The sequence below is a fragment of the Catenulispora acidiphila DSM 44928 genome (assembly GCF_000024025.1).
Lineage (GTDB): Bacteria > Actinomycetota > Actinomycetes > Streptomycetales > Catenulisporaceae > Catenulispora > Catenulispora acidiphila.
In genome coordinates this window covers 7,684,270-7,711,215 of record NC_013131.1, presented here as the reverse complement: position 1 = coordinate 7,711,215, position 26,946 = coordinate 7,684,270, and the positions used below count along the sequence as shown (strand labels likewise).

General features: G+C 70.6%; 24 protein-coding genes. 12 read left to right on the top strand and 12 right to left on the bottom strand.

Annotated elements, in window-relative coordinates; all coding sequences use genetic code 11:
- Positions 1 to 11: 11 nt before the first annotated feature.
- A complete protein-coding gene (locus CACI_RS33155; protein WP_015795267.1) occupies positions 12 to 953 on the bottom strand; it encodes a GlxA family transcriptional regulator in 942 nt (313 codons plus the stop codon).
- Positions 954 to 1,105: 152 nt separating this feature from the next.
- Between CACI_RS33155 and CACI_RS33150 the strand changes: the two genes are divergently transcribed.
- Positions 1,106 to 1,549, top strand: a complete 444-nt coding sequence (locus CACI_RS33150; RefSeq protein WP_015795266.1) for a membrane protein — start codon at positions 1,106 to 1,108, stop codon at positions 1,547 to 1,549.
- A 2-nt stretch (positions 1,550 to 1,551) separates the two neighbouring features.
- A complete protein-coding gene (locus CACI_RS33145; RefSeq protein WP_015795265.1) occupies positions 1,552 to 1,824 on the top strand; it encodes a DUF3817 domain-containing protein in 273 nt (90 codons plus the stop codon).
- 72 nt (positions 1,825 to 1,896) lie between these two features.
- Here CACI_RS33145 and CACI_RS33140 read toward each other — a convergent pair whose 3' ends face one another.
- Entirely contained in the window at positions 1,897 to 2,322 is a 426-nt protein-coding gene (locus CACI_RS33140) for a hypothetical protein (RefSeq protein WP_015795264.1), read from the bottom strand.
- Between the two features lie 141 nt (positions 2,323 to 2,463).
- Complete coding sequence (locus CACI_RS33135) at positions 2,464 to 3,657, bottom strand: ROK family protein (protein WP_223297319.1); 1,194 nt, start codon at positions 3,655 to 3,657, stop codon at positions 2,464 to 2,466.
- Between the two features lie 77 nt (positions 3,658 to 3,734).
- On the opposite strand from CACI_RS33135, the gene xylA reads away from it, so the two are divergent.
- Positions 3,735 to 4,904: a xylose isomerase gene (gene xylA / locus CACI_RS33130; RefSeq protein ID WP_015795262.1), complete on the top strand. Its 1,170-nt coding sequence runs from the start codon at positions 3,735 to 3,737 to the stop codon at positions 4,902 to 4,904.
- Complete coding sequence (xylB, locus tag CACI_RS33125) at positions 4,901 to 6,283, top strand: xylulokinase (RefSeq protein WP_015795261.1); 1,383 nt, start codon at positions 4,901 to 4,903, stop codon at positions 6,281 to 6,283. The genes xylA and xylB overlap by 4 nt, the downstream gene beginning before the upstream one ends.
- A gap of 131 nt (positions 6,284 to 6,414) precedes the next feature.
- On the opposite strand, the gene CACI_RS33120 is transcribed toward xylB, so the two are convergent.
- Complete coding sequence (locus CACI_RS33120) at positions 6,415 to 7,941, bottom strand: cellulase family glycosylhydrolase (RefSeq protein WP_143765477.1); 1,527 nt, start codon at positions 7,939 to 7,941, stop codon at positions 6,415 to 6,417.
- 342 nt (positions 7,942 to 8,283) lie between these two features.
- Between CACI_RS33120 and CACI_RS33115 the strand changes: the two genes are divergently transcribed.
- From CACI_RS33115 to CACI_RS33105, 3 genes are all read left to right on the top strand, one after another.
- Positions 8,284 to 9,300 (top strand): LacI family DNA-binding transcriptional regulator, encoded by a 1,017-nt coding sequence (locus tag CACI_RS33115; RefSeq protein ID WP_015795259.1) that lies wholly within the window; start codon positions 8,284 to 8,286, stop codon positions 9,298 to 9,300.
- A gap of 125 nt (positions 9,301 to 9,425) precedes the next feature.
- Complete coding sequence (locus CACI_RS33110; protein WP_015795258.1) at positions 9,426 to 11,327, top strand: glycoside hydrolase family 6 protein; 1,902 nt, start codon at positions 9,426 to 9,428, stop codon at positions 11,325 to 11,327.
- 110 nt (positions 11,328 to 11,437) lie between these two features.
- A complete protein-coding gene (locus tag CACI_RS33105) occupies positions 11,438 to 14,245 on the top strand; it encodes a cellulose binding domain-containing protein (protein ID WP_015795257.1) in 2,808 nt (935 codons plus the stop codon).
- 24 nt (positions 14,246 to 14,269) lie between these two features.
- On the opposite strand, the gene CACI_RS33100 is transcribed toward CACI_RS33105, so the two are convergent.
- On the bottom strand, positions 14,270 to 15,319 hold the full coding sequence (locus CACI_RS33100; RefSeq protein WP_015795256.1) for an aldo/keto reductase: 1,050 nt from the start codon (positions 15,317 to 15,319) through the stop codon (positions 14,270 to 14,272).
- Between the two features lie 99 nt (positions 15,320 to 15,418).
- Here CACI_RS33100 and CACI_RS33095 point away from each other — a divergent pair, with 99 nt between their 5' ends.
- Positions 15,419 to 15,949 carry a TetR/AcrR family transcriptional regulator gene (locus tag CACI_RS33095; RefSeq protein ID WP_015795255.1) on the top strand — a complete coding sequence of 177 codons (531 nt, stop codon included), beginning with the start codon at positions 15,419 to 15,421 and terminating at the stop codon, positions 15,947 to 15,949.
- Positions 15,950 to 15,979: 30 nt separating this feature from the next.
- Here the strand turns inward: CACI_RS33095 and CACI_RS33090 are convergent, their stop codons facing one another.
- The gene (locus tag CACI_RS33090; RefSeq protein ID WP_223297318.1) at positions 15,980 to 16,633 is read right to left on the bottom strand and encodes a TetR/AcrR family transcriptional regulator; all 654 of its coding nucleotides are present in this window, start codon (positions 16,631 to 16,633) and stop codon (positions 15,980 to 15,982) included.
- A gap of 105 nt (positions 16,634 to 16,738) precedes the next feature.
- Here CACI_RS33090 and CACI_RS33085 point away from each other — a divergent pair, with 105 nt between their 5' ends.
- Positions 16,739 to 18,310, top strand: coding sequence for an MFS transporter (locus tag CACI_RS33085; protein ID WP_015795253.1), 1,572 nt, complete (start codon positions 16,739 to 16,741; stop codon positions 18,308 to 18,310).
- Positions 18,311 to 18,380: 70 nt separating this feature from the next.
- Here CACI_RS33085 and CACI_RS33080 read toward each other — a convergent pair whose 3' ends face one another.
- The 5 genes from CACI_RS33080 to CACI_RS33060 form a co-directional block, all read right to left on the bottom strand.
- On the bottom strand, positions 18,381 to 19,259 hold the full coding sequence (locus CACI_RS33080) for a lipase chaperone (RefSeq protein WP_015795252.1): 879 nt from the start codon (positions 19,257 to 19,259) through the stop codon (positions 18,381 to 18,383).
- Positions 19,256 to 19,801 carry a SigE family RNA polymerase sigma factor gene (locus CACI_RS33075; protein ID WP_015795251.1) on the bottom strand — a complete coding sequence of 182 codons (546 nt, stop codon included), beginning with the start codon at positions 19,799 to 19,801 and terminating at the stop codon, positions 19,256 to 19,258. Before CACI_RS33075 ends, CACI_RS33080 begins: the two co-directional genes overlap by 4 nt.
- Before the next feature lie 126 nt (positions 19,802 to 19,927).
- The gene (locus tag CACI_RS33070) at positions 19,928 to 20,395 is read right to left on the bottom strand and encodes a hypothetical protein (RefSeq protein ID WP_015795250.1); all 468 of its coding nucleotides are present in this window, start codon (positions 20,393 to 20,395) and stop codon (positions 19,928 to 19,930) included.
- A gap of 408 nt (positions 20,396 to 20,803) precedes the next feature.
- Positions 20,804 to 21,025, bottom strand: coding sequence for a DUF7489 domain-containing protein (locus CACI_RS33065; RefSeq protein WP_015795249.1), 222 nt, complete (start codon positions 21,023 to 21,025; stop codon positions 20,804 to 20,806).
- A 46-nt stretch (positions 21,026 to 21,071) separates the two neighbouring features.
- Positions 21,072 to 22,703, bottom strand: coding sequence for an ArnT family glycosyltransferase (locus tag CACI_RS33060; RefSeq protein ID WP_015795248.1), 1,632 nt, complete (start codon positions 22,701 to 22,703; stop codon positions 21,072 to 21,074).
- A 243-nt stretch (positions 22,704 to 22,946) separates the two neighbouring features.
- Between CACI_RS33060 and CACI_RS33055 the strand changes: the two genes are divergently transcribed.
- Genes CACI_RS33055 through CACI_RS33045 form a run of 3 tightly spaced genes read left to right on the top strand, consistent with a single transcriptional unit; the run spans position 22,947 to position 26,130 of the window.
- On the top strand, positions 22,947 to 24,071 hold the full coding sequence (locus CACI_RS33055; protein WP_015795247.1) for a DegT/DnrJ/EryC1/StrS family aminotransferase: 1,125 nt from the start codon (positions 22,947 to 22,949) through the stop codon (positions 24,069 to 24,071).
- A gap of 22 nt (positions 24,072 to 24,093) precedes the next feature.
- Entirely contained in the window at positions 24,094 to 25,017 is a 924-nt protein-coding gene (locus CACI_RS33050) for an NAD-dependent epimerase/dehydratase family protein (protein WP_015795246.1), read from the top strand.
- A gap of 24 nt (positions 25,018 to 25,041) precedes the next feature.
- A complete protein-coding gene (locus tag CACI_RS33045) occupies positions 25,042 to 26,130 on the top strand; it encodes an MGDG synthase family glycosyltransferase (RefSeq protein ID WP_015795245.1) in 1,089 nt (362 codons plus the stop codon).
- 58 nt (positions 26,131 to 26,188) lie between these two features.
- Here the strand turns inward: CACI_RS33045 and CACI_RS33040 are convergent, their stop codons facing one another.
- Positions 26,189 to 26,911, bottom strand: coding sequence for a polysaccharide deacetylase family protein (locus tag CACI_RS33040; protein ID WP_015795244.1), 723 nt, complete (start codon positions 26,909 to 26,911; stop codon positions 26,189 to 26,191).
- Positions 26,912 to 26,946 lie beyond the last annotated feature (35 nt).

The following is a 26,946-nucleotide window of genomic DNA, read 5'->3' as shown; positions in this document are numbered from 1 at the left end:
TCCGCGACCGCTCAGCTGAACGTCCGGCGGTAGGCGTTCGGGCTGGTCCCGGTGGTCTTCTTGAACCGGTCGCGGAAGGCTGTCGCCGACCCGAACCCCACCTGCGTCGCGATCCGCTCGACCGGGTGCTGCGTGGTCTCCAGCAGATGTTGCGCGCGCCGGACGCGGGCCCGGTGCAGCCACTGAAGCGGGGTCGTGCCGGTCTGCTCGCGGAAGCGGCGGATCAGCGTGCGGGTGCTCAGTCCGGCTTCGGCAGCGATGTCGGGGAGGGTCAGGTCGCGGTTGAGGTTGTCCCGGAGCCAGGCGAGCAGCGGTTCCAGCGTGGCGCCCCGCGGTGCGACGGGAGTGTGGTCGTGCACGATGAACTGGGCTTGGCCGCCCTCGCGCTCCAGCGGCATCACCGACAGGCGGGCGGCGTGCGCGGCGACGGCGGAGCCGTAGTCCTTGCGGATCAGGTGCAGGCACAGGTCCAGACCGGCGGCGGCGCCGGCGGAGGTGAGGATCTGGCCGTTGTCGACGTACAGGACGCTGGCGTCCACGTCGATCGCCGGGTACGCGGCGGCGAGACGCTCGGCGGCGATCCAGTGGGTGGTGGCGCGCAGGCCGTCGAGCAGGCCGGTCGCGGCGAGAGGGAAGGTGCCGGTGCAGATCGAGGCGATGCGGGTGCCGTTCGCCGCGGCGGCGCGCAGGGCTTCGCGGACGGTCGTCGGCAGCGGCGCGAGGGGTTCAGCGACGCCGGGGACGATGATCGTGTCGGCGTCCTGGAGCGCTTCCAGTCCCCATGGCGCGCGCAGAGTGAAGGCTCCCGCGTCGAGCTCGGGATGCTCGGCGCACACGCGCACTTGGTAGCCGGAGCGTCCGTCGGGCAGACGGGAGCGGGTGAACACCTCGATCGGCGTCGCGAGGTCGAAGGGGATCACGCCGTCCAGGGCGATGATGGCGACGGTGTGCATGGCGGGAACATACCTCGGCGAGGATCGGAAAACTGCGGACTGTGAACATGTTTCTGCAGTTCAGGAGTATAGCGAGGCGGTTGGCGTTTTCCCGGTGGAACCTGTCATTATTGCCACTGGGGCGCGGGGCGGCGGCTGGATAGCGTCACGAGGTGACCAAATTCTTGCTGTCGCTGCACGTCGTGGCGGCCATCATCGCGGTCGGGCCGGTGGCCGTCGCCGCGAGCATGTTTCCCAGGGCCCTGCGACAGGCTTCCGCTTCTGAGGACCCTGATGCTGTGACCGGGCTCCGTCTGCTGCATCGCGTGTGCCGGGTGTACGCGGGGATCGCCATCGCCGTTCCCGTTTTCGGGTTCGCGACCGCGAGCAATATGGGCGTTCTGGGGAGCGCCTGGCTGATCACCGCCATCACGCTGACGGCTGTGGCGGCGGCGGTTCTCGGGTTGTGGATATTGCCCGCGCAACAGGCTGCGCTTGAAGAAGTGACGGCTGTGGCGGCAAGTCGGCTGGCTGCCGCAGCCGGGGTCTTCAACCTGTTGTGGGCGACTGTCACGGTCCTGATGATCGTGCGGCCCGGCTCGACGACGGGAGCTTGAGCGTGCCTACCCGGTTTTTCCGCATCGCCGCGTTCGTCGAGTTCGTGACGTTGCTCGTGCTGCTGGGCAACCTCGCGACCGTTCATTGGCAGCCGATCACGTCGTTGTTCGGGCCGGCGCACGGCTGCGCGTACCTCGTCATCGTCCTCGCGACGTGGCGCAACGGGAGTGCGGCGACTCCCGCCAAGGTGCTCGCGCTGCTGCCCGGTATCGGCGGCTACCTGGTGCTGCGGCAGCTGAACACTGAGGTACCAGCAGCACAAACAGAGCTCTGATATCAGGGGTATGAATCCGGGGCGCCCCGTTGCGGGACGCCCCGAATCGTCGACCTCATCCGTGCCGGAACGTCACCGGCGGACGGTCTCGCTCGACTCCATCGGCATCGCCCCGGCCGGGGCGCGGCCTGCGAGCTGCGCGTTCTGCGCGGCGCTCATGGTGTCGGACGCGGCTCCGGCGCCCGAGCCGAGGACGTTGGTGATCCGGAACTTCACCGGCGGACCGTCGCCCTTGTTGGGCTTGTCGTGTGCGCGGCACATCACGACCGTGCCGACCTCGACCGGCTCGTCGAGGTTGCCCGGGACGTAGGCCCGCACCTGTTTACCCCCGTTCATCGGGGTCAGGACGGCCACGCGCGGCATGAGTTTCTCCGTGCCGTCGGGCTTCGTCTCGCGCCGCGTGAAGTCGGCGAGCTCCGTCACCTTGTACCGGTGGCGCACCTCGGACTTCGCGACGTGCTCGCCGCCGCCCTCGTTCTTCTTGCTCGACTTGGACATCGCCTCAAGACCTCCTTCAGGTCGAGTGGACCCCCACCCAGCAACTCATCGGGGGCGCGGGCGTGTCCTGTCGGTCGCCGTCATCCGGGTGACGTGGCGCGCCAGGGGTCGAGGCCGGCGTGGCAGGTCGACGCCCACCGATCAGCGTGCCGCCATCCAAGCCGCCGGATCGGCGTGCACCCGCCGGATGACCGCCGTCGCCGCGCCGGTCACCGCCGCCGCGGTTCCGCGCCGCGACACGTGCACGGCGACCGGAGCCCATCGCGCCGAGATCACATGGTCGGCCAGTGCCTTCTCCACCCCCGGAACCAGCGCGGCGAACTCCGGCCGGGCATAGGCGCCGCCGAGGACGACCGCCGGCAGATCCAGCAGGTTCACCGCGGCCGCTGCCGCCCGGCCGAGTGCCGAAGCAGCGGCTTCGGGTCCGTCGCGGCGCAGCGCTTCGAGTCCTGCGACAGTCTCCAGACAGCCCCGCGCGCCGCAGCGGCACTGGACCCCCTCGGGCTGGACCGTGACGTGCCCGATCTCGCCGGCCCACCCCCGCGCGCCGCGGAACAGCTCGCGGTCCAGGATGACGCCCGCGCCGACGCCTATCTCGCCCGAGACGTACAGGAAGTCGGTCAGCGGCGCCGCCGGGCCGTCCGCGTCCCCGTCGAAAACCCCGTGCGCCTCGGCCAGGGCTGCGAAATCCGCCTCGTTCCCGACGACCGGCTCGAACGGCGTCTCCGGCAGCGCGCTGCGCAGCGCCGCGCCGATCTCCACGTCCTGCCACACCAGGTTCGGCGCGCTCCGGATCCGTCCGTGCGGCGCCTCGACCAGACCCGGGACGGCGACCGCGGCGCCGGCGACGGTCAGCCCGGCCTCCGAGACGGCCTGGCGCGCCAGCCCGGCCAGATCGGCCAGCACCTCCGACACCGAGCGGTCGCGCTGGTCGCCCGCGGATATGACGGTGGCGCGGACGGCGCCGGTCAGGTCCACCACGCAGGCCGCCAGGTAGTCCACGTTGATCTCCAGCCCGAGCCCGGCCGGGCCCTCGGCGGCCGGGACCAGGCCGGCGGCCGGACGGCCCGCGCCGGTGGCCGGCGGCGGTGAGACTTCCGCGACCAGTCCCGCCTCCAGCAGCGTGTCGGCCAGCGCGGAGGCTGTGGCGCGGGTCACACCGGTGGTGGCGGCCAGCGCGGCGCGGGACAGCGGCGCCGGGGCGTCCAGGATCAGGCCGTAGAGCAGCGCCAGGTTGGCGTTGCGGATGCTCCCCTGCCGGGCGGGGTTGGGGACGGCGCGGTCGGCGGAGCCGGTCGCTCTGGCCGGGCCGGCGGGGCTGGTGGGCGCGGGCATGTCTTGACAATGCCACAGTCCGTCCATAAGTTCATCCATTGAACAATTCCCCGACGAGCCGTGCCCAGGAGTCCGCGATGACCGTCGCACCGTCCCCCGCTGACAAATTCACCTTCGGCCTGTGGACCGTGGGCTGGCAGGCCCAGGATCCGTTCGGCGACCCGACCCGCCCCGCGCTGGACCCGGTGGAGACCGTCCACCGGCTCGCCGAGCTCGGCGCCTACGGCGTCACCTTCCACGACGACGACCTCATCCCGTTCGGCTCCGCCGACGACGAGCGCGCCAAGCACATCGCCCGCTTCCGCGAGGCCCTGGACGCCACCGGCCTGAAGGTGCCGATGGCGACCACCAACCTGTTCAAGCACCCGGTCTTCAAGGACGGCGCGTTCACCAGCAACGACCGCGACGTCCGCCGCTACGCGCTGCGCAAGGTCATGCGCAACCTGGACCTGGCCGCCGAACTCGGCGCGGACACCTACGTCTTCTGGGGCGGCCGCGAGGGCTCGGAGTCCGACGCCGCCAAGGACGTGCGCGCCGCGCTGGACCGCTACCGCGAGGGTCTGGACATGCTGGCCGCCTACGTCACCGACCGCGGCTACGGCATCCGCTTCGCCCTGGAGCCCAAGCCCAACGAGCCCCGCGGCGACATCCTGCTGCCGACCATCGGCCACGCCCTGGGCTTCATCAGCACCCTGGAGCACGCCGACATGGTCGGGCTCAACCCCGAGGTCGGGCACGAGCAGATGGCCGGCCTGAACTTCGCCCACGGCATCGCGCAGGCGCTGTGGCAGGGCAAGCTGTTCCACATCGACCTCAACGGCCAGCGCGGCATCAAGTTCGACCAGGACCTGGTCTTCGGCCACGGCGACCTGCTCAACGCCTTCTTCCTGGTGGACCTGCTGGAGACCGGCGGCTACGAAGGGCCGCGGCACTTCGACTACAAGCCCTCCCGCACCGAGGACATCACCGGCGTCTGGCAGTCCGCCGCCGCGAACATGAGCACCTACCTGCTGCTCAAGGAGCGCGCCGCGGCCTTCCGCGCCGACCCCGAGGTCGTCGAGGCGCGCGCCGCGGCCCGCGTGGACGACCTGGGGACGCCGACCCTCGCCGCCGGCGAGACCTACGCCGACCTGCTCGCCGACCGCACCGCCTTCGAGGACTTCGACCCCGAGGAGGCCGCCGAGCGCGGTCTCGGCGCGGTCCGCCTGACCCAACTCGCCGTCGAGCACCTGATGGGCGCGCGGTGAGGCTGGCGGCCGGCGTCGACTCCTCGACGCAGTCGTGCAAGGTCGTGATCCGGGATGTGGACAGCGGAGCCCTGGTACGCCAGGGCTCCGCCCCGCACCCGGCCGGGACCGAGGTGGACCCCGAGGCGTGGTGGCGCGCGCTGACCGCGGCGATCGAGGCGGCCGGCGGACCGGGCGGCGTCGAGGCGCTGGCGGTCGGCGGCCAGCAGCACGGCATGGTGTGCCTCGACGAGAACGGCGCCGTGGTGCGTCCCGCGCTGCTGTGGAACGACACCCGGTCCGCGCAGGCGGCGGACGATCTCGTGCGCGAACTCGGCGCCGAGGCGTGGGCGCAGGCGATCGGCTCGGTGCCGGTCGCCTCGTTCACCGCCACCAAGCTGCGCTGGCTCGCCGAGCACGAACCGGAGAACGCCGCGCGGGTGGCGGCGGTCTGCCTGCCGCACGACTGGCTCACCTGGCGCCTGCGCGGCAGTACCGATATCAGTGAACTGACCACGGATCGTAGCGACGCCTCGGGAACCGCCTACTGGTCCCCGGCCACGGAGGAGTACCGCCGCGATCTCCTGACGCTGGCGTTCGGGCGGGACCTGGTCCTGCCGCGCGTCGCCGGAATCCGGGAAGCCGTCGGACATTTCGGCGACATCGTGCTCGGTCCCGGCGCCGGCGACAACGCCGCGGCCGCCCTGGGCCTGGGCGCCCGGGTCGGCGACGTCGTGGTCTCGATCGGTACGTCGGGGACCGTGTTCGCGGTCTGCGACACCCCGACCGCCGAACCGACCGGCACTGTCGCGGGGTTCGCCGATGCCACCGGCCGCCACCTCCCGCTGGTCTGCACGCTCAACGCCGCACGCGTTTTGGACGCCGCGGCGGGGATGGCCGGCGTGGATCTCCACGAGCTGTCGGACCTCGCGCTGTCGGCCGCACCCGGCGCGGACGGGCTCACGCTCATCCCGTACCTGGAAGGCGAGCGCACGCCGAACCTGCCCGACGCCGCCGGCTCGATCCACGGACTGCGCCTGGCCAACGCGACCTCGGCGCACCTGGCGCGCGCCGCCGTGGAGGGCATGCTGTGCGGCCTGGCGGACGGTCTGGACGCCCTCACCGAGGTGGGCGTACCGGTTTCACGGATACTGCTCATCGGCGGCGGAGCGCGCTCCGAGGCCGTCCGCACCATCGCTCCGGCGGTCCTGGGGCACTCGGTGACCGTGCCGCCGCCGGGGGAGTACGTCGCCGACGGCGCCGCTGCGCAGGCCGCCTGGGTCTTGGAGGGCTCGGAGGAGCCGCCTCGGCGCGTCACTCAGGGCACTGAGACCTACGAGGCCAAGCCGCTCCCGGAAGTCCGCGAGCGCTACCACGCCTACCGCGACCGGGCCGCCTGACCCGGTCGCGGCGCGACACTCTCGTCCGGTGCCGCCGGTCCTGCTGGCGGCACCGGACGATCCCCAGGTGTCGGAACCTGTGTCAGGTGTCAGATAAACCGTGTTAGGTAAACAGTGTTGGGTAAACCGTGTCAGAAGGTGCCCAGGTGCGCCTTGTATCCGGCGCCGTAGTTCGTGGGCGTTCCGTCGTACGCGCTGATCAACGAGGGACCCGAGGAGCAGTCCCAGGTGTTCCACGTCCACGCCGCGTAGCCGGTGTGGTGGCTGTCCAGCCACGCCATCAGCGTGTCGATGTAGGAGTGGCCGCAGTCGTTCTCGCCGATCTCCCCAGGGATCACCGGCACCTGCGCGATGACCGGTGCGACCTGGGAGTCCCAGCACGACGAGGACGAGCACGAGTTGAAGTTGTACGAGTGCCAGGACGCCACGAGGTTGTGCGAGGGGTCCGTCGGCTCGTGGGCCAGCCACTGGCTCAGGTCGTTGGAGTACGCCACGCCGCCGAGCATCAGGACGTTGCCCGCCCCGGCGCCGCGCACCGCGTTGACCAGCGACTGCATTCCGGCGACCTGGTAGTTGATGCCGGTGCAGGTCCCGCCGTTCTGCCAGCAGGACCAGCCCAGCGCGGCGTTGAAGCCCGCGGCGAAGTCCGGGTAGGGCTCGTTGAACAGGTCGAAGACGGTCGACTGGTCGTTCTTGAACGCCCCGGCCACCGAAGCCCAGAACGCCGGGGCGTTCGCCGCGTCGGGCATCGGCTTCTGGCAGGTCGCCGTCGCCACCGAACATGCCGAGGACTGGCCGGTGTAGACGCCGTCGGTCCAGTGCAGGTCCAGGATGACCGCCATGCCGTGCTTGTGCAGCAGACTGACGAAGCTCTCGATCGCCGCCTGGTACGTGGCTCCGCCGTACTGCGGCAGCACGGTGGACTCACCGAGCCAGCAGTCCTCGTTCAGCGGAACCCGGACGACGTTCACCTTCCAGGAGGCGATCGCCGCCACCGAGGCGTCGTCGACCGGACCGTCGAAGATGCCCTTGCCCTGCACGCACGCGAACTCCGCGCCGGAGCGGTTCACCCCGTGCGGGACGAAGACCTTGCCGGTGCTGTCCAGGAGCTGGTTGCCCGAGACGTGCAGCGCCGGGGCGCCGGACGTCGGGGGAGGGGAGCTCGGGGTGGTGCTGGGCGTCGTACTCGGGGTGGTGCTCGGGGTCGTGCTGGGAGTAGTGCTCGGCGTCGTGCTGGGAGTGGTGCTCGGCGTCGTACCCGTCGGCGAGGACGGCGAGCCCACGCCGTTGCACGTAGTGCCGTTGACGCTGAACACGGTCGGCGCGGTGTTCGCGCCGCTGTACGTGAAATTGGCTCCGATGCTGGTGGTGGCGCCGGCGGCGACTGAACCGTTATAGGAGACGTTGGCGACCGTCACCGCCTTGCCCGACTGCGACCAGGTTCCGTTCCAGCCGCTTTGCAGCGTCTGGTTGCCGGAATAGCTGTAGCCCAGCGTCCACCCGGTCCACGCGCTCGTGCCGACGTTGGCTATCGTGATGTTCGTGGTGAACCCGGAACCCCAGTCGTTGGCGACCGTATACGTGACCTGACACTGCACGGTGGTCGCGGCGCTCGCGGTCCCGGGTACGAGCACCGCCGCGGTCGCCGAACCGGCCATGAGCGCCACGGCGGCCGTCGCGCCGAGGGCCGCCCGCAGTCTTGGCCGCGGTCTCAGCCTCTGTCTGGCGAACATAAGCCTCCTTCATCGCTCCGACATGTCGCGCGGAACGTAGGAACGCTTTCAACGACGGCGCAAGGTCGGAGCCGCTAATCCCCAGGACGGCACCCGTCAGGTGATGAAACTTTCATTCCACCGGTACCGGGCACCCCGATCGTCCACCCCGGGTCTTGACAACTCCGTGCGGTGCGACGAGTTTCATGAGAGCGCTCTCATGAACTTGACGTGAGCCGTCCGACACCCGCTGTTCATCCGTCCCCCCACAAGTCGGAGAACTTTGAGATGACCCGTTCCGCCACTCCGGGTCCGCGCCCCACCCTGGCCGACGTGGCCGCGTTGGCCGGTGTTTCCCCAGCCACCGCCTCGCGTGTGCTCAACGGCACCGCAGGGGTCAGCGGCAGCGCCCGTACCGAAGTACACAACGCAGTTTCCCGCCTGTCCTACGTCCGCCAGCGGGCCCGCGCCTCGCGCCGGGCCAAGGTCAGCTCGATCGCCGCGGTGGTGTGCGAGGACGGTGTGCGGCTTTTCGCGGACACCTTCTTCTCCCGAATATTGCTCGGCGCCGGGCAGGCTCTGCGCACCGGCGACATCCAGTTGGTCCTGCTCGTCGTGCGCGGACCGGCCGACCACGGCTCGGTCGAGCGCTACCTGTCCAAGGGGCTCGCCGACGGCGTTCTCCTGATCAGCGCTCACGATCGGGACCCGTTGGTCCCGATGCTGCGCGCCATGCGCGTGCCGACGGTCGCCGCCGGCCGTCCGATGACGCCGGGCGAGCTGCCCTACGTCGACGCCGACAACCGCTGCGGCGCGTACGAGGCGGTGAACCGTCTGCTGAAGTCCGGGCGCCGCAAGGTGGTGTCGATCGCCGGACCGCCCGACATGGCGGTCGGCGCCGACCGCCGGGCCGGCTACCGCGACGCGATCGCCGAAGCCGACGCCGTGGGCACCATCGCCTACGGCGACTTCACCCCGACCTCCGGGGAGCACGCGATGCAGCGGCTCTTGGAGCACCACCCGGACCTGGACGCGGTGTTCGCCGCGTCCGACCTGATGGCCCTGGGCGCCCTGCGCGCCCTGCGGCGGGCCGGACGCCGGGTCCCGGACGACGTCGCGGTCGTCGGCTTCGACGACGCGCCGCTGGCCCTGCACACCGATCCGCGCCTGACCACCGTCCGCCAGCCCGTGGAGGACATGGGAGAGGCGATGGCCCGGCATCTCACCAGGCGGCTCATCGGGGAGGTCGACATGCCCCCGGCGACGGTGTTCCCCACCGAGCTGGTGGTGCGCGACTCCGGCTGAGCATCGCCGAGCACTGACATCCGTCCCGCGGTGGGGACGGCTCCGCCGCCGCGCCCTCGAACCCAGGAGGGCTCGCATATCAGGGCTCTTCGGAGCCTGGGACAACCAGCAGAGAGGAGAGGATCATGGGACAAAGCTCACCCAGCGCCACCGGCAGAGCCAGACGCCTCACCAGTGCCTTCGTGGCAGCCGGTGTGACGCTTGGGGTGGCCGGCGGGCTCGCGGCGCTGACCACGACCAGCTCGAACGCGGCGACCGCCGCCGGATGCACCGCGGTGTACTCCACGACGTGGGACTCCGGGAGCGGCTTCGGCGCGCAGGTGGTCATCACCGACAACGGTCCGGCGTGGACGAACTGGACGCTCAGCTACTCCTACGCCGGCAACCAGACGCTGCAGAACGGCTGGAACGGCACCTGGAACCAGTCCGGCAAGACGGTCACCGTCACCAACGCGTCCTATAACGGCGCGGTGGCCTCCGGCGGAACCGTGACCCCGGCGGGGAACTTCGGCTACTCCGGGACCAACGCGGCGCCGACGTCGTTCTCGGTCAACGGGATGACGTGCAGCGGGACCACTCCGCCGCCGACGACGCCGACGACCACGCCGTCCACGCCGTCCACGACGCCGACGACCACGCCGAGCACGACCCCGTCCACGACCCCGTCTACGACGCCCTCCACCACGCCGTCCACCACGCCCTCGACGACCCCGTCGACCGGCGGCGGCGGAGGCGGGCACGTGGCCAACCCGTTCGTGGGCGCCTCGCAGTACCTGAGCCCGGACTACGCCGGCGAGGTCAACGCCCAGGCGGCCGCCGACCAGTCGTCGAACCCGGCTCTGGCAGCCTCCGAGTCGAAGATGGCCGGCTACGCGACCGCGGTCTGGATGGACCGGATCGCGGCCATCACCGGCACCGGCGACAGCGTGCACCACGGTCTGCAGTGGCATCTGGATCAGGCGCTGAGCCAGCAGAAGGCGGGGACTCCGATCACCTTCGAGGTCGTCATCTACGACCTGCCGGGGCGCGACTGCGCCGCACTGGCCTCCAACGGCGAGATCCCGGCGACCGCCGCCGGCCTGACCGAGTACGAGTCGCAGTACATCGACCCGATCTCGGCGATCCTGGCCGACCCGAAGTACTCCGGCATCCGGATCGTCGCGATCGTCGAACCGGACTCGCTGCCGAACGCGGTGACCAACCAGAGCAAGTCCGCGTGCGCGACGGCGACGCCGTTCTACGAGTCCGGGGTCGAATACGCCCTGAACAAGCTGCACGCGATCTCCAACGTCTACAACTACGTGGACATCGCGCACTCGGCGTGGCTGGGCTGGTCCTCCAACATGGGTCCGGCGGCGCAGGAGTTCGCCAAGGTGGCCCGGGCCACGACGGCCGGGTTCGCCAGCGTCGACGGCTTCATCTCCAACACGGCCAACTACACCCCGACCACCGAGCCGTTCCTGCCGAACTCGACCCTGCAGGTCGGCGGCAACCCGCTGGACTCGGCGAAGTTCTACCAGTACAACCCGTACTTCGACGAGTACGACTACGACCAGGCGATGTACAGCCAACTGGTCGGCCAGGGCTTCTCGGCCAACATCGGGATGCTCATCGACACCTCGCGCAACGGCTGGGGCGGCCCGAACCGCCCGACCGCGCTGAACTCCTCGCCGACGACCGTGGACACCTACGTCGCGGCCAACAAGGTGGACCAGCGCTCCTTCCGCGGTGACTGGTGCAACCAGAACGGCGCGGGGGTCGGCTCGCGGCCGACGGTACAGCCGTACGGCGCGTCCAACCACATCATCGCCTACGTGTGGATCAAGCCTCCGGGGGAGTCCGACGGCGACTACCCGAGCGCCTCGCACAGCCACGGCGACCCGCACTGCGACCCGGCCGGGACCAACACCGACGGCAACGGCGGGACCTACTCGACCGGGTCGATCCCCGGCTACGACGTGCCGGCCGGACAGTGGTTCGCCGCTGAATTCCAGCAGGAGGTGGAGAACGCCTATCCCGCGATGTAGCCACTGAGCGGATCGGGCGGGCCCGGTGCCACGCGGCACCGGGCTCTTTCCGGCCACTCAATCGAAGCGCTTCGACAGTTTGATCATCTCACTTCCCTGAGGAGGGAAACATGCGAAGAAGCTGGAAGAACGCGGTAAGCGCGGTGCTCGGCGCCGTGCTCGCCGTCGCCGGGCTCGGCGTCGTCAGTGTGTCGTTGAGCGGCAGTACCGCCGCCGCGGCCTCGGCAGCCTCGGCGGCCTCCGGTTCCGGTTATACGTGGCAGAACGTGCCGATCGTCGGCGGCGGCTTCGTGCCGGACGTCGTCTTCAACACCGGCGCGAAGAACGTCGCCTATGCCCGCACCGACATCGGTGGGATGTACCGCTGGAATCAGAGCTCGAGCAGTTGGACGCCGCTGTTGGACTGGGTCGGCTTCACCAACTGGAACGAGCAGGGCGTCGTCTCGGTCGCCGCGGATCCGGTGCAGACCAACCGCGTCTACGCGGCGGTCGGGATGTACACGAACAGCTGGGACCCGAACAACGGCGCGATCCTGCGCTCCACCGACCAGGGGAGTACGTGGTCTGCGACGCCGCTGCCGTTCAAGCTCGGCGGGAACATGCCGGGGCGCGGAATGGGGGAGCGGCTGATGGTCGACCCCAACGACGACGCCGTGCTGTACATGGGAATGCCCAGCGGGCACGGACTGTGGAAGAGCACTGACTACGGCGTGACGTGGGCGCAGGTGACGGCGTTCCCGAACGTCGGCAACTACGTGCAGGACTCGACCGACACCACCGGCTACCTCTCGGACAACCAGGGCGTCGCCTGGGTCGCCTTCGACAAGGCCTCCGGGACGACCGGAGCCGCCGGCACGCCGACCAAGACCATCTTCGTCGGCGTCGCGGACGTGCAGAACACGGTCTACGAGTCGACCAACGGCGGCGCGACGTGGAGCCGCGTCGCCGGGCAGCCGACCGGCTTCCTGGCACACAAGGGCCTGGTGGATCCGACCGGCGCCTACCTGTACATCACCACCAGCGACAAGGGTGGTCCCTACGACGGCGCTTCCGGGGACGTGTGGAAGTACGCGATCGCCTCCGGGACCTGGACGCAGATCAGCCCGGTCAAGTCCAGCGACACGTCGAACGACTTCTACGGTTACAGCGGGCTGACCATCGACCAGCAGCACCCGAACACCATCATGGTCACCGGCTACAGCTCGTGGTGGCCGGACACCTTTATCTACCGCTCCACCGACGGCGGCGCGACGTGGACGAACGCTTGGTCCTACAACGGGTATCCGACCCGCGTCGACAAGTACACGCTGGACGTCTCCGCCTCGCCGTGGCTGTCGTGGGGCAACTACCCCTCGCCGCCGGAGGAGACGCCGAAGCTCGGGTGGATGAGCGAGGGGTTGGCGATCGACCCCTTCAACAGCGACCGCATGATGTTCGGCACCGGCGCGACGCTGTACGGCACGACGAACCTGACGGCGTGGGACTCCAGCACGGCGAAGGTGAAGCTCTCCGTGATGGCGCAAGGGATCGAGGAGACCGCGGTCACCGACCTGGTGTCGCCGCCGTCCGGCGCGCCGCTGCTGTCCGCGCTCGGTGATGTGGACGGCTTCCGGCACACGGACCTCACCAAGGTCCCGGCGATGATGTATCAGAGCCCGAACTGGAGCACGTCCACGAGTATCGACTACGCCGAGGCGAACCCGAACGACGTGGTCCGCGTCGGCAACGGCAGCTCGACCGTGAACTCGGCGGCGTTCTCCTCGGACGACGGCGCCGACTGGTACGCGGCGTCGTCGCAGCCCTCGGGCGTCACCGCCGGCGGCACGGTGGCGATGGCGGCCGACGGCAGCGCGGCGGTGTGGTCGCCGACCAGTGCCGCGGTCAGCTACACGACCACGACCGGGAGTTCGTGGACTGCTTCGACCGGCATACCCGCCGGCGCGCAGGTGCGCAGCGACCGGGTCAACCCGAAGAAGTTCTACGGCTTCAACTACGCCACCGGCACGTTCTACCTCAGCACCGACGGCGGCAAGACCTTCACCGCCTCCGCTGCCACGAACCTGCCCTCGGGCACGGGAGGCGCCTACGTCCACGCAGTCCCCGGCACCGAGGGCGACCTCTGGCTGGCCGGCGGCTCCACCTCCGGCGCCTACGGTCTGTGGCACTCCACGGACTCCGGCGCCACCTGGACGAAGCTGGCGAACGTCCAGCAGGCCGACAACATCGGCTTCGGCGCTCCCGCACCCGGCCGCACGAACAAGGCGCTGTACACGATCGCCGAGATCGGCGGCGTGCGCGGCATCTTCCGCTCCGACGACGACGGCAGCACTTGGACCCGCATCAACGACGACCAGCACCAGTGGGGCAACATCGGCGCCGCGATCACCGGCGACCCGCGGGTGTACGGACGGGTTTATGTCGGGACCAACGGACGAGGGATCGTCTACGGGACTATGACGGGGACGGGGAGTTCGTCTTCCTCTTCTCCTTCGACGACACCGAGCACCACGCCGTCCACCACTCCCTCGACGACACCCTCGACGACGCCTTCCACCACCCCGAGCGCGACCCCGTCCACGACGCCGTCGTCCAGTGCCCCGGCGGGCACGTGCCACGTGACCTACACCAAGGCGAGCGAATGGGGTGGCGGCTTCACGGCGAACATCACCGTCGCCAACACCGGCGCGAGCCCGTGGACCGCCTGGACGGTCGCCTGGACCTATCCCGGCGACCAGAAGGTGACCAACGGTTGGAACGCCACCGTGACCCAGACCGGAGCCAAGGTCAGTGCCACGAACGTGGCCTACAACGGTTCTGTGGCCTCGGGATCGTCGGCGTCGTTCGGGTTCCAGGGCACATGGACGTCGAACGACACCAGTCCGACAGCGTTCTCGGTGAACGGCGCGGCCTGTTCGTGAACCACCGCTGACCGGCAGGGCGTCTCACGCCAAGGACATCCCCGGGATGCGTCGCCGAATGGCTTCCATCTCAGCTTCGTCCGAGACGCCCTGCCAGTCGTGCCGCGGTGTGTAAGGAGCCTGCAACGCCCGCACCTCCTCGTCGCCGAGTTCCACGTCGAGGGAGGCGACGGCGTCGTCGATCTGCTGGACCGTGCCGGCGCCGACCAGCGGAGCCGTGACGACCGGCTGCCGGCGCAGCCACGCCAGGGCGATCTGGGCGCGGCTGACGCCGTGCGCGGCGGCGACCTTGCCGACCGCGTCGACGATCGCGTGGTTGGACGCTTCGGTCTCAGGGCTGTAGAGCAGGTCCGCGAAGGCGCCGTCGGTCTCCGCGCGCGCCGTCGCCTTGCCCTCGTCCCAGGCGCGGGCGAGGCGGCCGCGGGCCAGCGGGGACCAGACGATCGTGCCGACGCCCTCGTCCAGGCACAGCGGGATCATCTCGCGCTCCTCCTCGCGGGCGAGCAGGTTGTAGTGGTCCTGCATGGACACGAAGCGCGCCCAGCCGTGCTGCTTTTGCAGGTGCAGCGCTTTAGCGAACTCCCAGGCGTGCATGGACGAGGCGCCGAGGTAGCGCACCTTGCCGGCCTTCGCCAGGTCGCTGAGCGCTTCGAGCGTCTCCTCCCACGGGGTCGCGTGGTCGTTGCGGTGGATCTGGTACAGGTCGATGTAGTCGGTGCCCAGGCGGCGCAGCGAGTGGTCGACCTCGGTCATGACCGCCTTGCGCGACAGGCCGCGCCCGTTCGGGCCGGTCCGCATCGGATGGCGCAGCTTGGTGGCGATCACCACCTCGTCGCGATCGGCGAAGTCCTTCAGCGCCCGGCCGAGGATCTCCTCGCTGGAGCCGTTGGAGTACATGTTCGCGGTGTCGAAGAAGTTGATCCCGGCGGCCAGGGCGTGCTGGATCAGCGGTCGCGCCTCCTGCTCGCCCTTGGACCACACGGGATGCCCGCGATCCGGCTCGCCGTAGCTCATCGCGCCGATCGCGATGGGGGAGACGTCCAGGCCGGTCGTGCCAAGCTTGATGTACTGCATGCTGCACCTCTACGGTATGTGGAGAACTCTCCGTTTACCGTAATGGAGAGCTCTCCACATAGCAACCCGAGGGGTCGGGGAAGTGAGGTCCAAGGTCCAGTGGTCCGTTCCGACGCGCGCGAGAACCGCGCCCGCATCCTGTCCGCCGCCCGCGAGTCCTTCGCGCAAGACGGCGCCACATCGATGAACCAGGTCGCCCAGCGCGCCGGCGTCGGCGCAGGCACCCTGTACCGCAACTTCCCCACCCGCGAAGCACTGGTCCTGGCGGTCTACCAGGAGGAGGTCGACCGCCTCATCGACAAGGTCGCCCCCCTCCTCGACCAACTCCCGCCGATCGAGGCACTCCGAACCTGGACCACCGACCTCGTAGAAGCGATGCGCCGCAAGCACGGCCTCGGCGACGCCCTCAGCTCCGGCGCCCACCAAACGATCACCGAGCAGACCTACGGCCCGGTCATCACCGCGATCAAGGCATTCCTCGACGCAGGCACAAAAGACGGCACCATCCGCGAGGACGCCGACCCCGGCGACTTCCTCCAGCTCACCGGCGCGTTGTGGCGCGCGGCATCCGGACCGGAGGATCGGTCGCCCCGGATGCTCGCGCTGATTCTCGACGGGCTGCGGGCGTAGGTCGTAACTTCTGCCGCCGATGTGGCAGGGCTATGACTCACCTACCTCCGACCCGCTGAGCGAGCCCGTCAAATACCGCTGAAAAGTCCCCGCCAGATCAGCGGCCACCTCCTGCGCTGGCCGCGACGCCAGCGGCTCCACCTGGAGCACGTAGCGCCCTACCGCCAAGCCGATCAGCTGCGTCATCACCAGCGTCGCGCGGTACTCCGGGTCGCTGGCGCCGACGGCCTCGGCCAAGGGGATCAGCATCGGTACCACCATGCGTTCGCGGACCACGGCGGCGACTTCGGGTTCGGCCGTTGCCGCGCGGACCATGGCCACGATCCATTTCTGGCTGTCGGGGTCCTCCAGGGTGCGCAGGACGAAGTGCGCCAGGCGCTCGCCGGCGTGGTCGGGACCTTCTTCGAGGACGAAGGTGATCGCTAGTGCCGGGTCCACCGGTGGCTGGACGACCGCTGCGAACAGTCCTGCCTTCGTCTTGAAGTAGTGCGTCACCAGCATCGGGTCGACGCCGGCGGCCAGCGCCACCTGGCGGACCGAGGTGCGGTCGAAGCCGTGGTCGGCGAACAGTCGGCGCGCCGCTTGCTCGATGGCCTCCTTGGCCTGGCCGCCGTCGGTGCGGCGGCCGCGCTTGGCGGCGGGTGCGCCGGTCTCCACCATGGGTTCCTCCGAAATTCTTGACATGCAGAATTCTGTGGATGCAGAATTCTATACGTACAGAATACCCGTCCGGGCTCCGCCTGCTCCACACTCCACACTCCACACTCCACCTGACCCCGCGAGGACCCCATGACTCCCGAGCTCACCAAAGGACGCCGCACCCTGGTGCTGGCCGTCGTCGCGCTGGCGCTGATGATGGTCGTCTCCGCGGTCAGCGGACTGAACGTCGCGCTGCCCGACCTGTCCGCCGCCACCGGCGCCTCGCAGACCCAGGTGATCTGGATCGTGGACGCCTACACCCTGGTCTTCGTCGGCTTCCTGTTGCCGGCCGGAGCGATCGGCGACCGCTACGGCCGCAAGGGCACGCTGGTCGCCGGCCTGACTGTCTTCGGCGCCGCCGCGGCCGCCGCGCTGTTCGTCTCCTCGCCGAGCACGCTCATCGCGCTGCGCGGGGCGATGGGGTTGGGCGCCGCCGCGGTCATGCCGACCACGCTGTCGATCATCACCACGTCGTTCCCGCCCGCCGAGCGCGGTCGCGCGGTCGGGGTCTGGGTCGGCGTGGCCGGCGGCGGCGCGGTGCTCGGACTGCTGGCTTCCGGCACGCTGCTGGAATTCTTCGCCTGGAACTCGTTCTTCGCCCTGAACGTGGTCCTGGCCGCCGTCGCCCTGCTCGGCACGCTGCTGGTCATCCCGACCTCCCGTGACGCCGACGCCCCGCGCCTGGACCCGCTCGGCGGGCTGTTCTCGCTGCTGGCGGCGGTGGGCATCGTGTTCGGGATCGTCGAGGGACCCGACCGCGGCTGGGGCGACGCGCTGACCGTCGCGGGGTTCGTCGTCGGGGCGCTCGCGCTGGCCGCGTTCGTCGGCTGGGAGCTGCGCCGTGCCGAGCCGCTGCTGGACGTGCGCCTGTTCCGGCTCAAGGGGTTCGGCGCCGGCTCCGGCGTGATCATGATCCAGTTCTTCGGCAGCTTCGGCCTGTTCTTCATCATCCTGCAGTACCTGCAGTACGTCGCGAACCTCTCGCCCTTCCGCGCCGCGATCGCGCTGCTGCCGCTGCCGATGTTCCTGGTCCCCACCGCCCGCAACGCGCCGAAGGTCGCCGCGAAGCTCGGCGCCAACCGCGTGCTGCCGCTCGGCCTCGTGCTGAGCGCTTCGGGACTGGCCGTGATGACGACCCTGGGCACGCACCTGGTCTACTGGCACCTGGCCGTCGGTCTGGCGCTGTTCGGCGCGGGGATGGGACTGGCCGGGACGCCCGCCACCACCGCGATCGTCTCCTCGCTCCCGACCGCCAAGCAGGGCGTGGGCTCGGCGATGAACGACCTGTCCCGCGAACTCGGCAGCGCGCTGGGCATCGCGGTGCTTGGCAGCACCCTGAGTGCCACCTACCGCTCCCACGTCTCCGCCGCCACGGTCGGACTGCCTCAGCAGGCTGCGACCGGTGCGCAGTCCTCGATCGCCTTCGTGAAGAGCGCTTCCGGCAAGCTCACGCAGTTCGGTCCGAAGGGTCAGCACCTGCTGACCTCCGCGCAGAACTCGTTCGTCGACGCGGCGCACGCGGCATTCGTCACCGCGATAGTCGTCCTGCTCGCCGGCGCTGTCTTCGCCGCGATCCGCGCGCCGCACAAGGGCGACACCGCGCCCGCCGAAACCGGCGCCGGAGTCGGAGCCGGAGCCGGGACGCCCGCCGAGGTCGCGTGACACGCGCCGTCGAGCCCTGATAACCGTCGCGAGCGGCGGTATCAGGGCTCGATGCTGTGCCGGTGCCGAGCTACTTGCCAGCCGCCAGCACCACATTGCTCTTGAACGCCGTGGGCGTACCCGCCGCGTTGAAGAACGACAGGGTCCCCACCTGGCAGGACGAGCCGGCCGGGAAGGTGAAGGTGTAGTACGCGGTCGCGTCCCCGGCGGGCCGGGACGTCTTCGTGGTGAACGACTGCGTGCCGCACTGCGCGGTGACCGACGCGATCTGCGGACTGACACTCCCGGCCACGACCGCGCCGAGCCGGCCTTGGTGCGCGTCCAGGATCGCGATCGAGGTGAATCCCGGTTCGGCGGGATTCGCCGCGGTCACCGGCTTCCCGTTCGGACCCAGGCAGGGCGTGTCACCAGTGCCGGCGTTGGTCTTGACGCCGTCCGCGACCACGTTCAGGTAGCCGCACCACTTCGGCGCCGAGCCGTTCGCGGGATCGTGCGCGTCCGAGCTTTTGGGCGGCTGGTCCGGGGCGTACGCGCGCACGAGCTGCCAGCTGTGGCCGTCGACGGTGCCCGAGGTCAGGACGACGTCCGCCGGGAGGGACGGCGCCGCCTTCGCGGGCCCTGCCGCCGGCGAGGTGAGCGTCGTGATGCCGGAGGTCTGAGACGTGGTGGTGGAGTTCGTGCCCGTCGAACCGGCAGCCGTGGACACGTCGTGGGACGTCCCCCCGCCGGTGGCGAGCACCGCGGTGGCGACGGCGGCCACGCTCGCCACCGCGAACGTCGTCCCCGTGGTCACCCGGTGCCGTCGCCGGCGCGCGGTTCCGCTGCGCAGCACGGCGTCGAAGGAGGGTCCCTCGAGCCCCGGCCGGTCCACCTCTTCGGCGAAGGCGTCGTGCAGCCGCTCGCCGTCCGGGAACACCGCGTCCCCGGGGCCGTGCGTCATTCTGGTCATCGTCCCAACCCTTCTGTCACCTTGGAGTGCTCGAACAGGCGGGACAGCTCGGGACTCGCGCGCAACTTCGCCAGACCCCGGAAGGCCTGGCTGCGCACGGTCCCGATCGAGCAGCCCAGCAGGTGCGCGACGTCGTTCTCGCTGCGGTCCTCCCAGAACCGGAGGACGACGACCGCGCGCTGCCTGGGTGCGAGCGTGGCCAGTGCCGCCATCAGGGCGCTGCGGTCGGCGACCGCCTCGGCCCGATCGCTCACGGCCGGCTCCGGCACGGTCCCGGGAAACCATTCCCGGACCCGCTTGCGCCGCTGCTCGGAGGTGTGTGCGTTGATCAGGATCCGGGCCACGTAAGCGCTCGGGTCGTCGACGTCCCGCACCCGCCGCCACGCGACGTAGGCCTTGGCCAGCGCGGTCTGCACCAGGTCCTCGGCCCGCCCGGTGTCCCCGGTGAGCAGGTACGCGGTGCGCATCAACGCCCTGCGGCGCGCCAGGACGAAGCCCTGGAACTCGCTCTCGTCACGGTCCTTCTGATCAACGACTCCCATGCCGTCCCCCTTTCACTCTCTAAGGACGCCGGCATGGGCACGGAACTATGACAGCGGAAAGGAACCGATGTGCCGAAGCGCGCGGGACGTGGAGCTCCACGTCCCGCGCGCCCTCGTGGCGCACGATCAGAACTGGAACGGCCCCGGGCTCTGTGCCGAGGTGGCGGTGCAGGTCACCGAGATGCCGAAGACGACGACCTTCAGCGAGGAGGCCGACAGGCTGTCCCCGGCCGCGACCGAGCCGGTCAGCGGACCGGTCGAGATGGGCTGGCCGGCGGTGATGGCCGGGTTGGCGTGGCCGGTGTAGGTCTTGGTACCGCCGGCCTTGGCGGCCATGGTCAGCGTGGAGCTGACCGAGTTCGCCGAGATGCTGATCGGGCTGGTGATCGCCGAGGTGGTGAGGGTGAAGGTGGCGGTCGTCCCGCTCTGCGCGGCGGTGACGGTGGCCGTTCCCGACCCGAACGCCCCGCAGTTGAACGACAGCGTCGCGCTGCCGGGGGTGACCGCGTTCGCGGCCGGGGCCAGGACGAGCGCGCCGGCGACTGCCAGGCCGGCGACGGTCGCGGTGCTGATGCCGAGCTTGCCGATGTGCATGGTTCTTCCCTTCCGGGATGGGGGGATCGGATGTCCGTGTCGCCGGCCGCCGCGCGGGGGACGCGCCGCACGCCGGGAAGCCGCCGGCGCGCGTGTGGGCTGGCTCCAGTCCCGCACAGTGCACTGTCGCGTGTGAGTCGCGCGGAATCTGACGGTCAGTCAGCGATCGGAACCGTTGTCCATTGACGCACCGCGCGCTTGAGATGACAAGGGACGAATCCATGATTCTTGGCATCACTGGGCCGATAAGCGGCCAAAACTCGATCAAGGCGGCGATAAGGAGCTGACACTATCGCAGTTTGCTGATTCGAACGTGGGGCGCGTGGGACGCGTCGGCGGCGAACTGAAGCAGTTTTGTTCAGCCGGCGCGGCGGCCCGTTCGGTGCGGTATCTCCCTTGGCGCGCCCGCTACTTCTTCACCGGCTCCGCCCCGGCGGCCTTCACCACGGTGTCGCCGTCCTCGAGCGTCTTCCACAGGTCGCGATGGACCCGCACGCGTTTGGTCGAGCCGTCGGACACCCGCACCTTGAGATAGAAGTACATGGACGAGCCGTCGGTCATGCCGCGCTTCTTGTCGACGACCATGCCTTCCCACGCTTCGTTCCGGTGGCTTCTTCGCAGCGAGAACATGCAGCCATGCTAGGCGGGGCGCCGAGGCGGCGCGCGTTCTCTGCCCTCAGCAGTCGTCGGTCGCCTTGCTGACCGGCTGGTCGGCGACTTGGCTCGCGGTCGGCGCGCTGAGGGTGCCGACCGCGGCGTACACCGTGATCGCCGCGTCGCTATAGACCTGCCGGACAGTGCCGGAAGCCTCGTTGACGGCGACCAGTGCGCGCACCGCGGGGTCGAGCGGATCGCGGCACTGCGGCTTGGCGATGACGATCGTGTCGGCGGGCGCTGACGCGTCGAAGCGCGGCGCCACCTTCACCGACGGCAGGTAGTACGAGTACGCCCACTCGCCGACCCCGGTGCTCACGATCGGTCCGGACAGACCGTGGCGCGCCATCACCGCCGGCAGCACCTGCACCCCGGCGGGACGGATCCGAGCGGTGACAACGGATCCGTCGACGCTCTCCACCACTGGGATGACAAGTACAGCCATTGCCACACCCGCGGCGACAGGGCGTTGAAAGCGTGTGAGGCGGGCAGTGACCGCGCGGATGACCTCGCACGCCCCCAACGCCGCGAGCACCAGAACCATCGGCGTCCACAGGACCCAGTAGAAGCCGAGCGCCACATGCGCGACGAAGCAGTGGAACACGAACGGAGCCGCCAGCGAAGCCGAGCACCAGCCGACGAGCGCGTCCCGGCGGAGCGCCACCGCGCACAGCGCCGCGATCACGATGAAGCACGTCAGGACCGAGCCGTAGGCATGCCCTGCGAACCACAGGTTCGCCCACCACGGCGGCCGGTCCGTGACCCGTCCGGCGAAGCCGACTAGGTGACCGTCGGAAGAGTGCGTCGACTGGAAGTCGAACAGGTATCTAATAGCCGTGACCGGATTGCTGATCGGAAGGTAGAGCGCGGCGAAGCCGGCGACGGCGATCACGACGGCCACCGCGACTTGCGCGATCCGAGCGCGGATCAGCGATCCCGCGCGGCTCCGGACCGCGCCGGCCAGGATCAGCGCGACCGGTCCGACGGCGCCGAGCCACCCGTTCTCCTTCGCCCCGGCCGCCAGCGCGACCGCGCCGCCGGTCCAGACCGCGAAGACCCACGCGGACCGGCCGCTGCGCCGGGACCACTCCCACGCCAGGACGACCGACACCACCATGAACAGCATCGCGAGCGGGTCCAGCATCGCGAACCGTCCGAAGCGGCCGTCCGAGCCGCCGGCCGGCTGCGGCAGCACCGCCAGCAGCCCGGCGGCGAGCAGCCCGGTCCAGCGGCCCGCGATCCGGCCGATCCAGACGCCCGCGACGAGCGCCGCCAGAACCGTCGCCGTCGCGCTCACACACCGCGCGGCGGTCAGATCCTCCGGCGCCCCGACGAACATCTGCGCCAGACCGAACAGGTACTTCGTCAGCGGCGGATGCTCGAAGTTGTCCGGCAGTTCGAGCTGCCCGGTGAACCGCGGCGGCGAGCCGGCTTCGCCGTGCAGGTAGCGCCGGCCGGCGGCGACGTAGACCGGCTCGTCGGCGAGGATCGGCGCCGTCCCGATCTTGAAGAAGCTCTGGAACAGCGCCCACGCCCCGAGCAGGACGCCCGCGAACCAGAACAGCTTGTCCCCGGGCTCCCAGCCGGCGAGCCGGCTTTGCCGAGGAAGGTCCACCTGATCAGCGGCCCGCTCCCGTTCGATCGCCGCCCCCACGGCAATCCGTCCTTCCCCCATGCGCCACCCACCCCGTCCGCCCCGCGCCGGTGAAGTGACCGGCTACCAGACTTGACCGCTTCGGTGGCTCAAAAGGATGCAAGGGCGGGCTGATGGTTTCGCGCCAGCTCCTTCTCTCTCCCCCCGGCGCACGGCTACCCCATTTGACCGCTCAGCTAGCTGACACCCCCCTCGGGAGCTTTCATGGGAAAGCGGCTTTCATCCGTACTTCGGAGGTGTGCAGTGACAGTACCCGCGGCTCGCATCGTGTTCGACGCCGACGACCGGGCGGCGGTCGCCGCCGCCGTGGCCGAGAGCCTGGCCACCGGCGCCCTGACGCTCGGACCCCACACCGAGCGGTTCGAGACCGCCTTCGCGGCGGCGCACCGCGCGCAGCACGCCGTGGCGGTGTCCACCGGGACCGCGGCGCTGGAGATCGCGCTGCGCGTGGTCGGCGTGGCCAACCACGACGTGGTCGTGCCGTCGAACACCTTCTACGCCACCGCCGCCGCCGTGGTGCACGCCGGCGGGCGGCCGGTGTTCGCCGACGTGGCGGCCTCGACCTTCGCGCTCACCGCGGAGACCGTCGAGGCGGTGCTCACGCCCTCGACCAAGGCCGTGGTGCTCGTGCACATCGGCGGGATGATCACCCCGGAGGTGGACGCCATCCGCGCGCTGTGCGACCGGCGCGGCGTCGCGCTCGTCGAGGACGCCGCGCACGCCCACGGATGCAGCCTGGACGGCCGCATGGCCGGGACCTTCGGGCTGGCCGGCGCCTTCTCCTTCTACCCGACCAAGGTCACCACCAGCGCCGAGGGCGGCATGATCCTCACCGCCGACACCCAGGTGCGCGACGAGGCCCGCATCTACCGGGACCAGGGCAAGGGCGCGTTCACCGCGAACCACCACGTCCGCGACGGCGCGTCCTGGCGGCTCAGCGAGCTGAACGCGGCGGCCGGAGCGGTCCACGTCCAGCGCCTGACCGAGTTCGTGAAGCACCGGCGCGGCGTCGCCGCGCGCTATACCGAAGCGCTCGCCGGGATCGGCGCGCTCACGCCGCTCACTGAGCCGCCCGGCGCCGTCAGCAACTTCTACAAGTACATCCTGCTGCTGCCCGCCGGCGCCGACCGCGCGCGCTTCAAGGCCGAGGTCGCCGACCGCTTCGCCGTGCGCCTGTCCGGCGAGGTCTACGACCTGCCGCTGCACAAACAGCCGGTGCTGCTGAAGTACGCCAACGGCTCGCTGCCGGTCGCCGAGGACGTCTGCTCCCGGCACGTCTGCCTGCCGGTGCACTCCGACATGCGCGACGACGAGGTCGAGCAGGTCCTCACCGCGGTGACCACGGTTTCCCGCGAGATGTTCGGCTGACCGAACCGGAAGGAGAACCGTCATGCGCACGGTCGTCACAGGAGGCTGCGGGTTCATCGGTTCGCACGTCGTGGACCAGCTCGTCGAGGCCGGCCACGAGGTCGTGGTCGTGGACAGCGTGATCCGCAAGCTCAACCCCGCCGCCGAGTACCGCCAGGCCGACATCCTGGACCTGGCCGGCCTGACCGCCGCGCTGGACGGCGGCGAGGTGGTCTTCCACCTCGCCGCCGCCGCCGACGTCGAACAGGTCACCGCCGATCCGGTGCGGGCGCTGCGGCTCAACGTCGAGGGCACCGGCACCGCCCTGGAGGCCGCGCGGCGCACCGGCATGAACCGCTTCGTGCTGGCCAGCACGGTCTGGGTCTACGGCGCCGCGCACACCGACAGCGAGGGCGCCGCCGCCGAGCTCACCGAGGACGTGCCCTTCGATCTGCGCCGCAGCGGGCACCTGTACGTCGCGACCAAGCTCGCCGCCGAGATGGCCGTGCAGAGCTACCGCGAGCTGTACGGCCAGCACTTCACGATCCTGCGCTACGGCATCCCCTACGGCCCGCGCATGCGCGACGCCCTGGTCATCGCCAAGTTCGTGCAGGCGGCGCTGGCCGGACAGCCGATCACCATCGCCGGCGAGGGCCGCCAGACGCGCAACTACGTCTACGTCCGCGACCTGGCCGCCGCGCACGTCCTCGCGCTGTCCCCGACCGCCGAGGACGAGACCATCGCCCTGGAGGGCACGACCCCGATCTCGGTCCGGCACATCGCCGACACCGTCGACGGACTGCTCGGCCCGATCACCGTCCAACAGGTCCCGGCGCGCGCCGCGGACTACGCGGGCACCCGCATCTCCAACGCCAAGGCCAAACGGCTGCTGGGCTGGTCGCCGACCACCGGGTTCACCGAGGGTGTGCGGCGCTACGTCGAGTGGTACCGGGCCGAGGCGCGCTGAAGGCCGAGAGGCGAGGCCGCCGCGATGCCGCACGCACTGCTGCTGTCCGGGTCCCTGGGCCAGGGGCACGACGTGATGGCGGCAGCCTGCGCGGACTCGCTGCACGACCGCGGCTGGACCACGTCCACCGTCGACGCGATGGCGCTGCTGGGCCGCCGCTCCGGCGCGGCGGGGGAGGCGGTGTTCCGGCGGCTGCTGGCGATCCCCGGCGTCTACGACGCGTTCCACTTCTCGGCGCTGCGCCCCGGCAACCGCTTGGCGCTCTATACCGAGAAGGCGGCGGTGGCCCGCCTCGCACCCCGGATCAAGGAACTGCTGGAGCGCGAGCCGGCCGACCTGGTGGTCTCGGTCTTCGCCACGGCCGCCGGGGCGGTCGACGCGCTGCACCGCGAGGGCAGACAGGTTCCGCCGCACATGGTGTTCTGCACGGACGTCACGCCGCACCGGCTGTGGGTGCATCCGAGTACGGACGTGTTCCTGGTGACGTCGCAGGCAGCGGCGGCCGGAGTGCGGCGGTACCGGCCCGATGCCGCGATCGCCGTGGTTCCGGCTCCGCTGCGCCCCGCCTTCTACACGCCGCCGACGAAGCAGCAGGCGCGGCAGGAGTTCGGGGTTCCGGACGACGCGCGGTGCGTGCTGCTGATGTCGGGCGCGTGGGGATTGGGTCCGGTGGCTGCCGCGGCGGCTGCGTTGGGGGCGGCCGGGGTGCACGTGCTGGCGGTCGCGGGGCGCAACCAAGAGCTGGAGGCACGCCTTCGGGCCGTGGCCCGGCGCGAGCCTCGCGTCCACGCCTTCGGCTACTCCGATCGGGTGCCGTCGCTGATGACGGCGGCGGATCTGGTCGTCACCAGTTCGGGGGACACGTGCAGCGAGGCGCGAGCCATCGGACGGCGGCTGTTGCTGCTGGACGTGGTCCCCGGACACGGCCGCGACAACCTGCAGCACGAGCTGGAACTCGGCCACGCCGACGTCACCGGAGCCGCGCCCCGGGACGTGGTCCGCGCCGCCCTGGCAGCACTCGAACGGCCCACGCCGGATCCCTCGATCGGCTCAGTGCGAGCGCCGTGGGAGGCGGCTTTCGGTACCGCGCTGAGCAGTGTGGGGCTGTCGTGATGACTACTCCGGAGGAGTCGCTGATGCTTGCTCCAAGAGAGTTACGTCGACGGCTGCCTCAGAAGTGCTCGGCGAGCGTTCCCACATCCCACCCCGCGCCCCGGCAGCTCTCCACGATCCCCGGCAGCGCCGCCAGCGTCGTGCGCCACGCCTGGCCGCGTCCGTCCGGCGCCGCGTCGTGCAGCAGCAGCGTCGTGCCCCCGCACACCGACCCGAGCACCGTCTCCCGCACCTCGGCGACCGACCGGCCCGGCTCCCAGTCCTTGCCCCACGCGCCCCACAGCACCGGCCGCAGCTCCGCCCGCCGCGCCGCGCGCCACAACCCCGTGGTCAGCACCCCGAACGGCGGTCGGAACCACGTCGGCCGCGCCCCGCACGTCTGCTCCACGACATCGCAGGCCAGCCGCAGCTCCGTGACGTCCCGCTGGGGATGTGGCAGCCACTGCGGCTCGTGCGTCCATCCGTGTACCGCCACCTCGTGCCCGCGCGCCGCGGTCTCGGCCGCCACCTCCGGATGCCGCGCCACCCGCGAGCCCAGGACGAAGAAGGTCGCGCGCACGTCCAGCTCGTCCAGCAGGTCCAGAAAGCGCGGGGTGCTGACCGGGTCGGGTCCGTCGTCGAAGGTCAGCGCGACGTGGTCGGCGCGGCCTCGGGCGGCCAGCGCCGGCAGCAGCCGGTCGCGCACCGGCGGCAGCCAGCTCGCGGCGGGCCCGATGTGCGCCAGGCCCAGCCCGGCCACGCCGATCGCCGCGCCGGCCCTCGCCACTGCCACCGAACGCATGCCCGCCACCTTCCCGCGCGGGAGGGGATCACACC

Bases quoted from the DNA above. Each gene is read 5' to 3' on its own strand.
- CACI_RS33155 (WP_015795267.1), bottom strand. From the start codon at position 953: ATGCACACCGTCGCCATCATCGCCCTGGACGGCGTGATCCCCTTCGAC.
- CACI_RS33140 (WP_015795264.1), bottom strand. From the start codon at position 2,322: ATGTCCAAGTCGAGCAAGAAGAACGAGGGCGGCGGCGAGCACGTCGCG.
- CACI_RS33135 (WP_223297319.1), bottom strand. From the start codon at position 3,657: ATGCCCGCGCCCACCAGCCCCGCCGGCCCGGCCAGAGCGACCGGCTCC.
- xylA (WP_015795262.1), top strand. From the start codon at position 3,735: ATGACCGTCGCACCGTCCCCCGCTGACAAATTCACCTTCGGCCTGTGG.
- CACI_RS33120 (WP_143765477.1), bottom strand. From the start codon at position 7,941: ATGGCCGGTTCGGCGACCGCGGCGGTGCTCGTACCCGGGACCGCGAGC.
- CACI_RS33115 (WP_015795259.1), top strand. From the start codon at position 8,284: ATGACCCGTTCCGCCACTCCGGGTCCGCGCCCCACCCTGGCCGACGTG.
- CACI_RS33110 (WP_015795258.1), top strand. From the start codon at position 9,426: ATGGGACAAAGCTCACCCAGCGCCACCGGCAGAGCCAGACGCCTCACC.
- CACI_RS33105 (WP_015795257.1), top strand. From the start codon at position 11,438: ATGCGAAGAAGCTGGAAGAACGCGGTAAGCGCGGTGCTCGGCGCCGTG.
- CACI_RS33100 (WP_015795256.1), bottom strand. From the start codon at position 15,319: ATGCAGTACATCAAGCTTGGCACGACCGGCCTGGACGTCTCCCCCATC.
- CACI_RS33090 (WP_223297318.1), bottom strand. From the start codon at position 16,633: ATGTCAAGAATTTCGGAGGAACCCATGGTGGAGACCGGCGCACCCGCC.
- CACI_RS33085 (WP_015795253.1), top strand. From the start codon at position 16,739: ATGACTCCCGAGCTCACCAAAGGACGCCGCACCCTGGTGCTGGCCGTC.
- CACI_RS33080 (WP_015795252.1), bottom strand. From the start codon at position 19,259: ATGACCAGAATGACGCACGGCCCCGGGGACGCGGTGTTCCCGGACGGC.
- CACI_RS33075 (WP_015795251.1), bottom strand. From the start codon at position 19,801: ATGGGAGTCGTTGATCAGAAGGACCGTGACGAGAGCGAGTTCCAGGGC.
- CACI_RS33070 (WP_015795250.1), bottom strand. From the start codon at position 20,395: ATGCACATCGGCAAGCTCGGCATCAGCACCGCGACCGTCGCCGGCCTG.
- CACI_RS33065 (WP_015795249.1), bottom strand. From the start codon at position 21,025: ATGTTCTCGCTGCGAAGAAGCCACCGGAACGAAGCGTGGGAAGGCATG.
- CACI_RS33050 (WP_015795246.1), top strand. From the start codon at position 24,094: ATGCGCACGGTCGTCACAGGAGGCTGCGGGTTCATCGGTTCGCACGTC.
- CACI_RS33045 (WP_015795245.1), top strand. From the start codon at position 25,042: ATGCCGCACGCACTGCTGCTGTCCGGGTCCCTGGGCCAGGGGCACGAC.
- CACI_RS33040 (WP_015795244.1), bottom strand. From the start codon at position 26,911: ATGCGTTCGGTGGCAGTGGCGAGGGCCGGCGCGGCGATCGGCGTGGCC.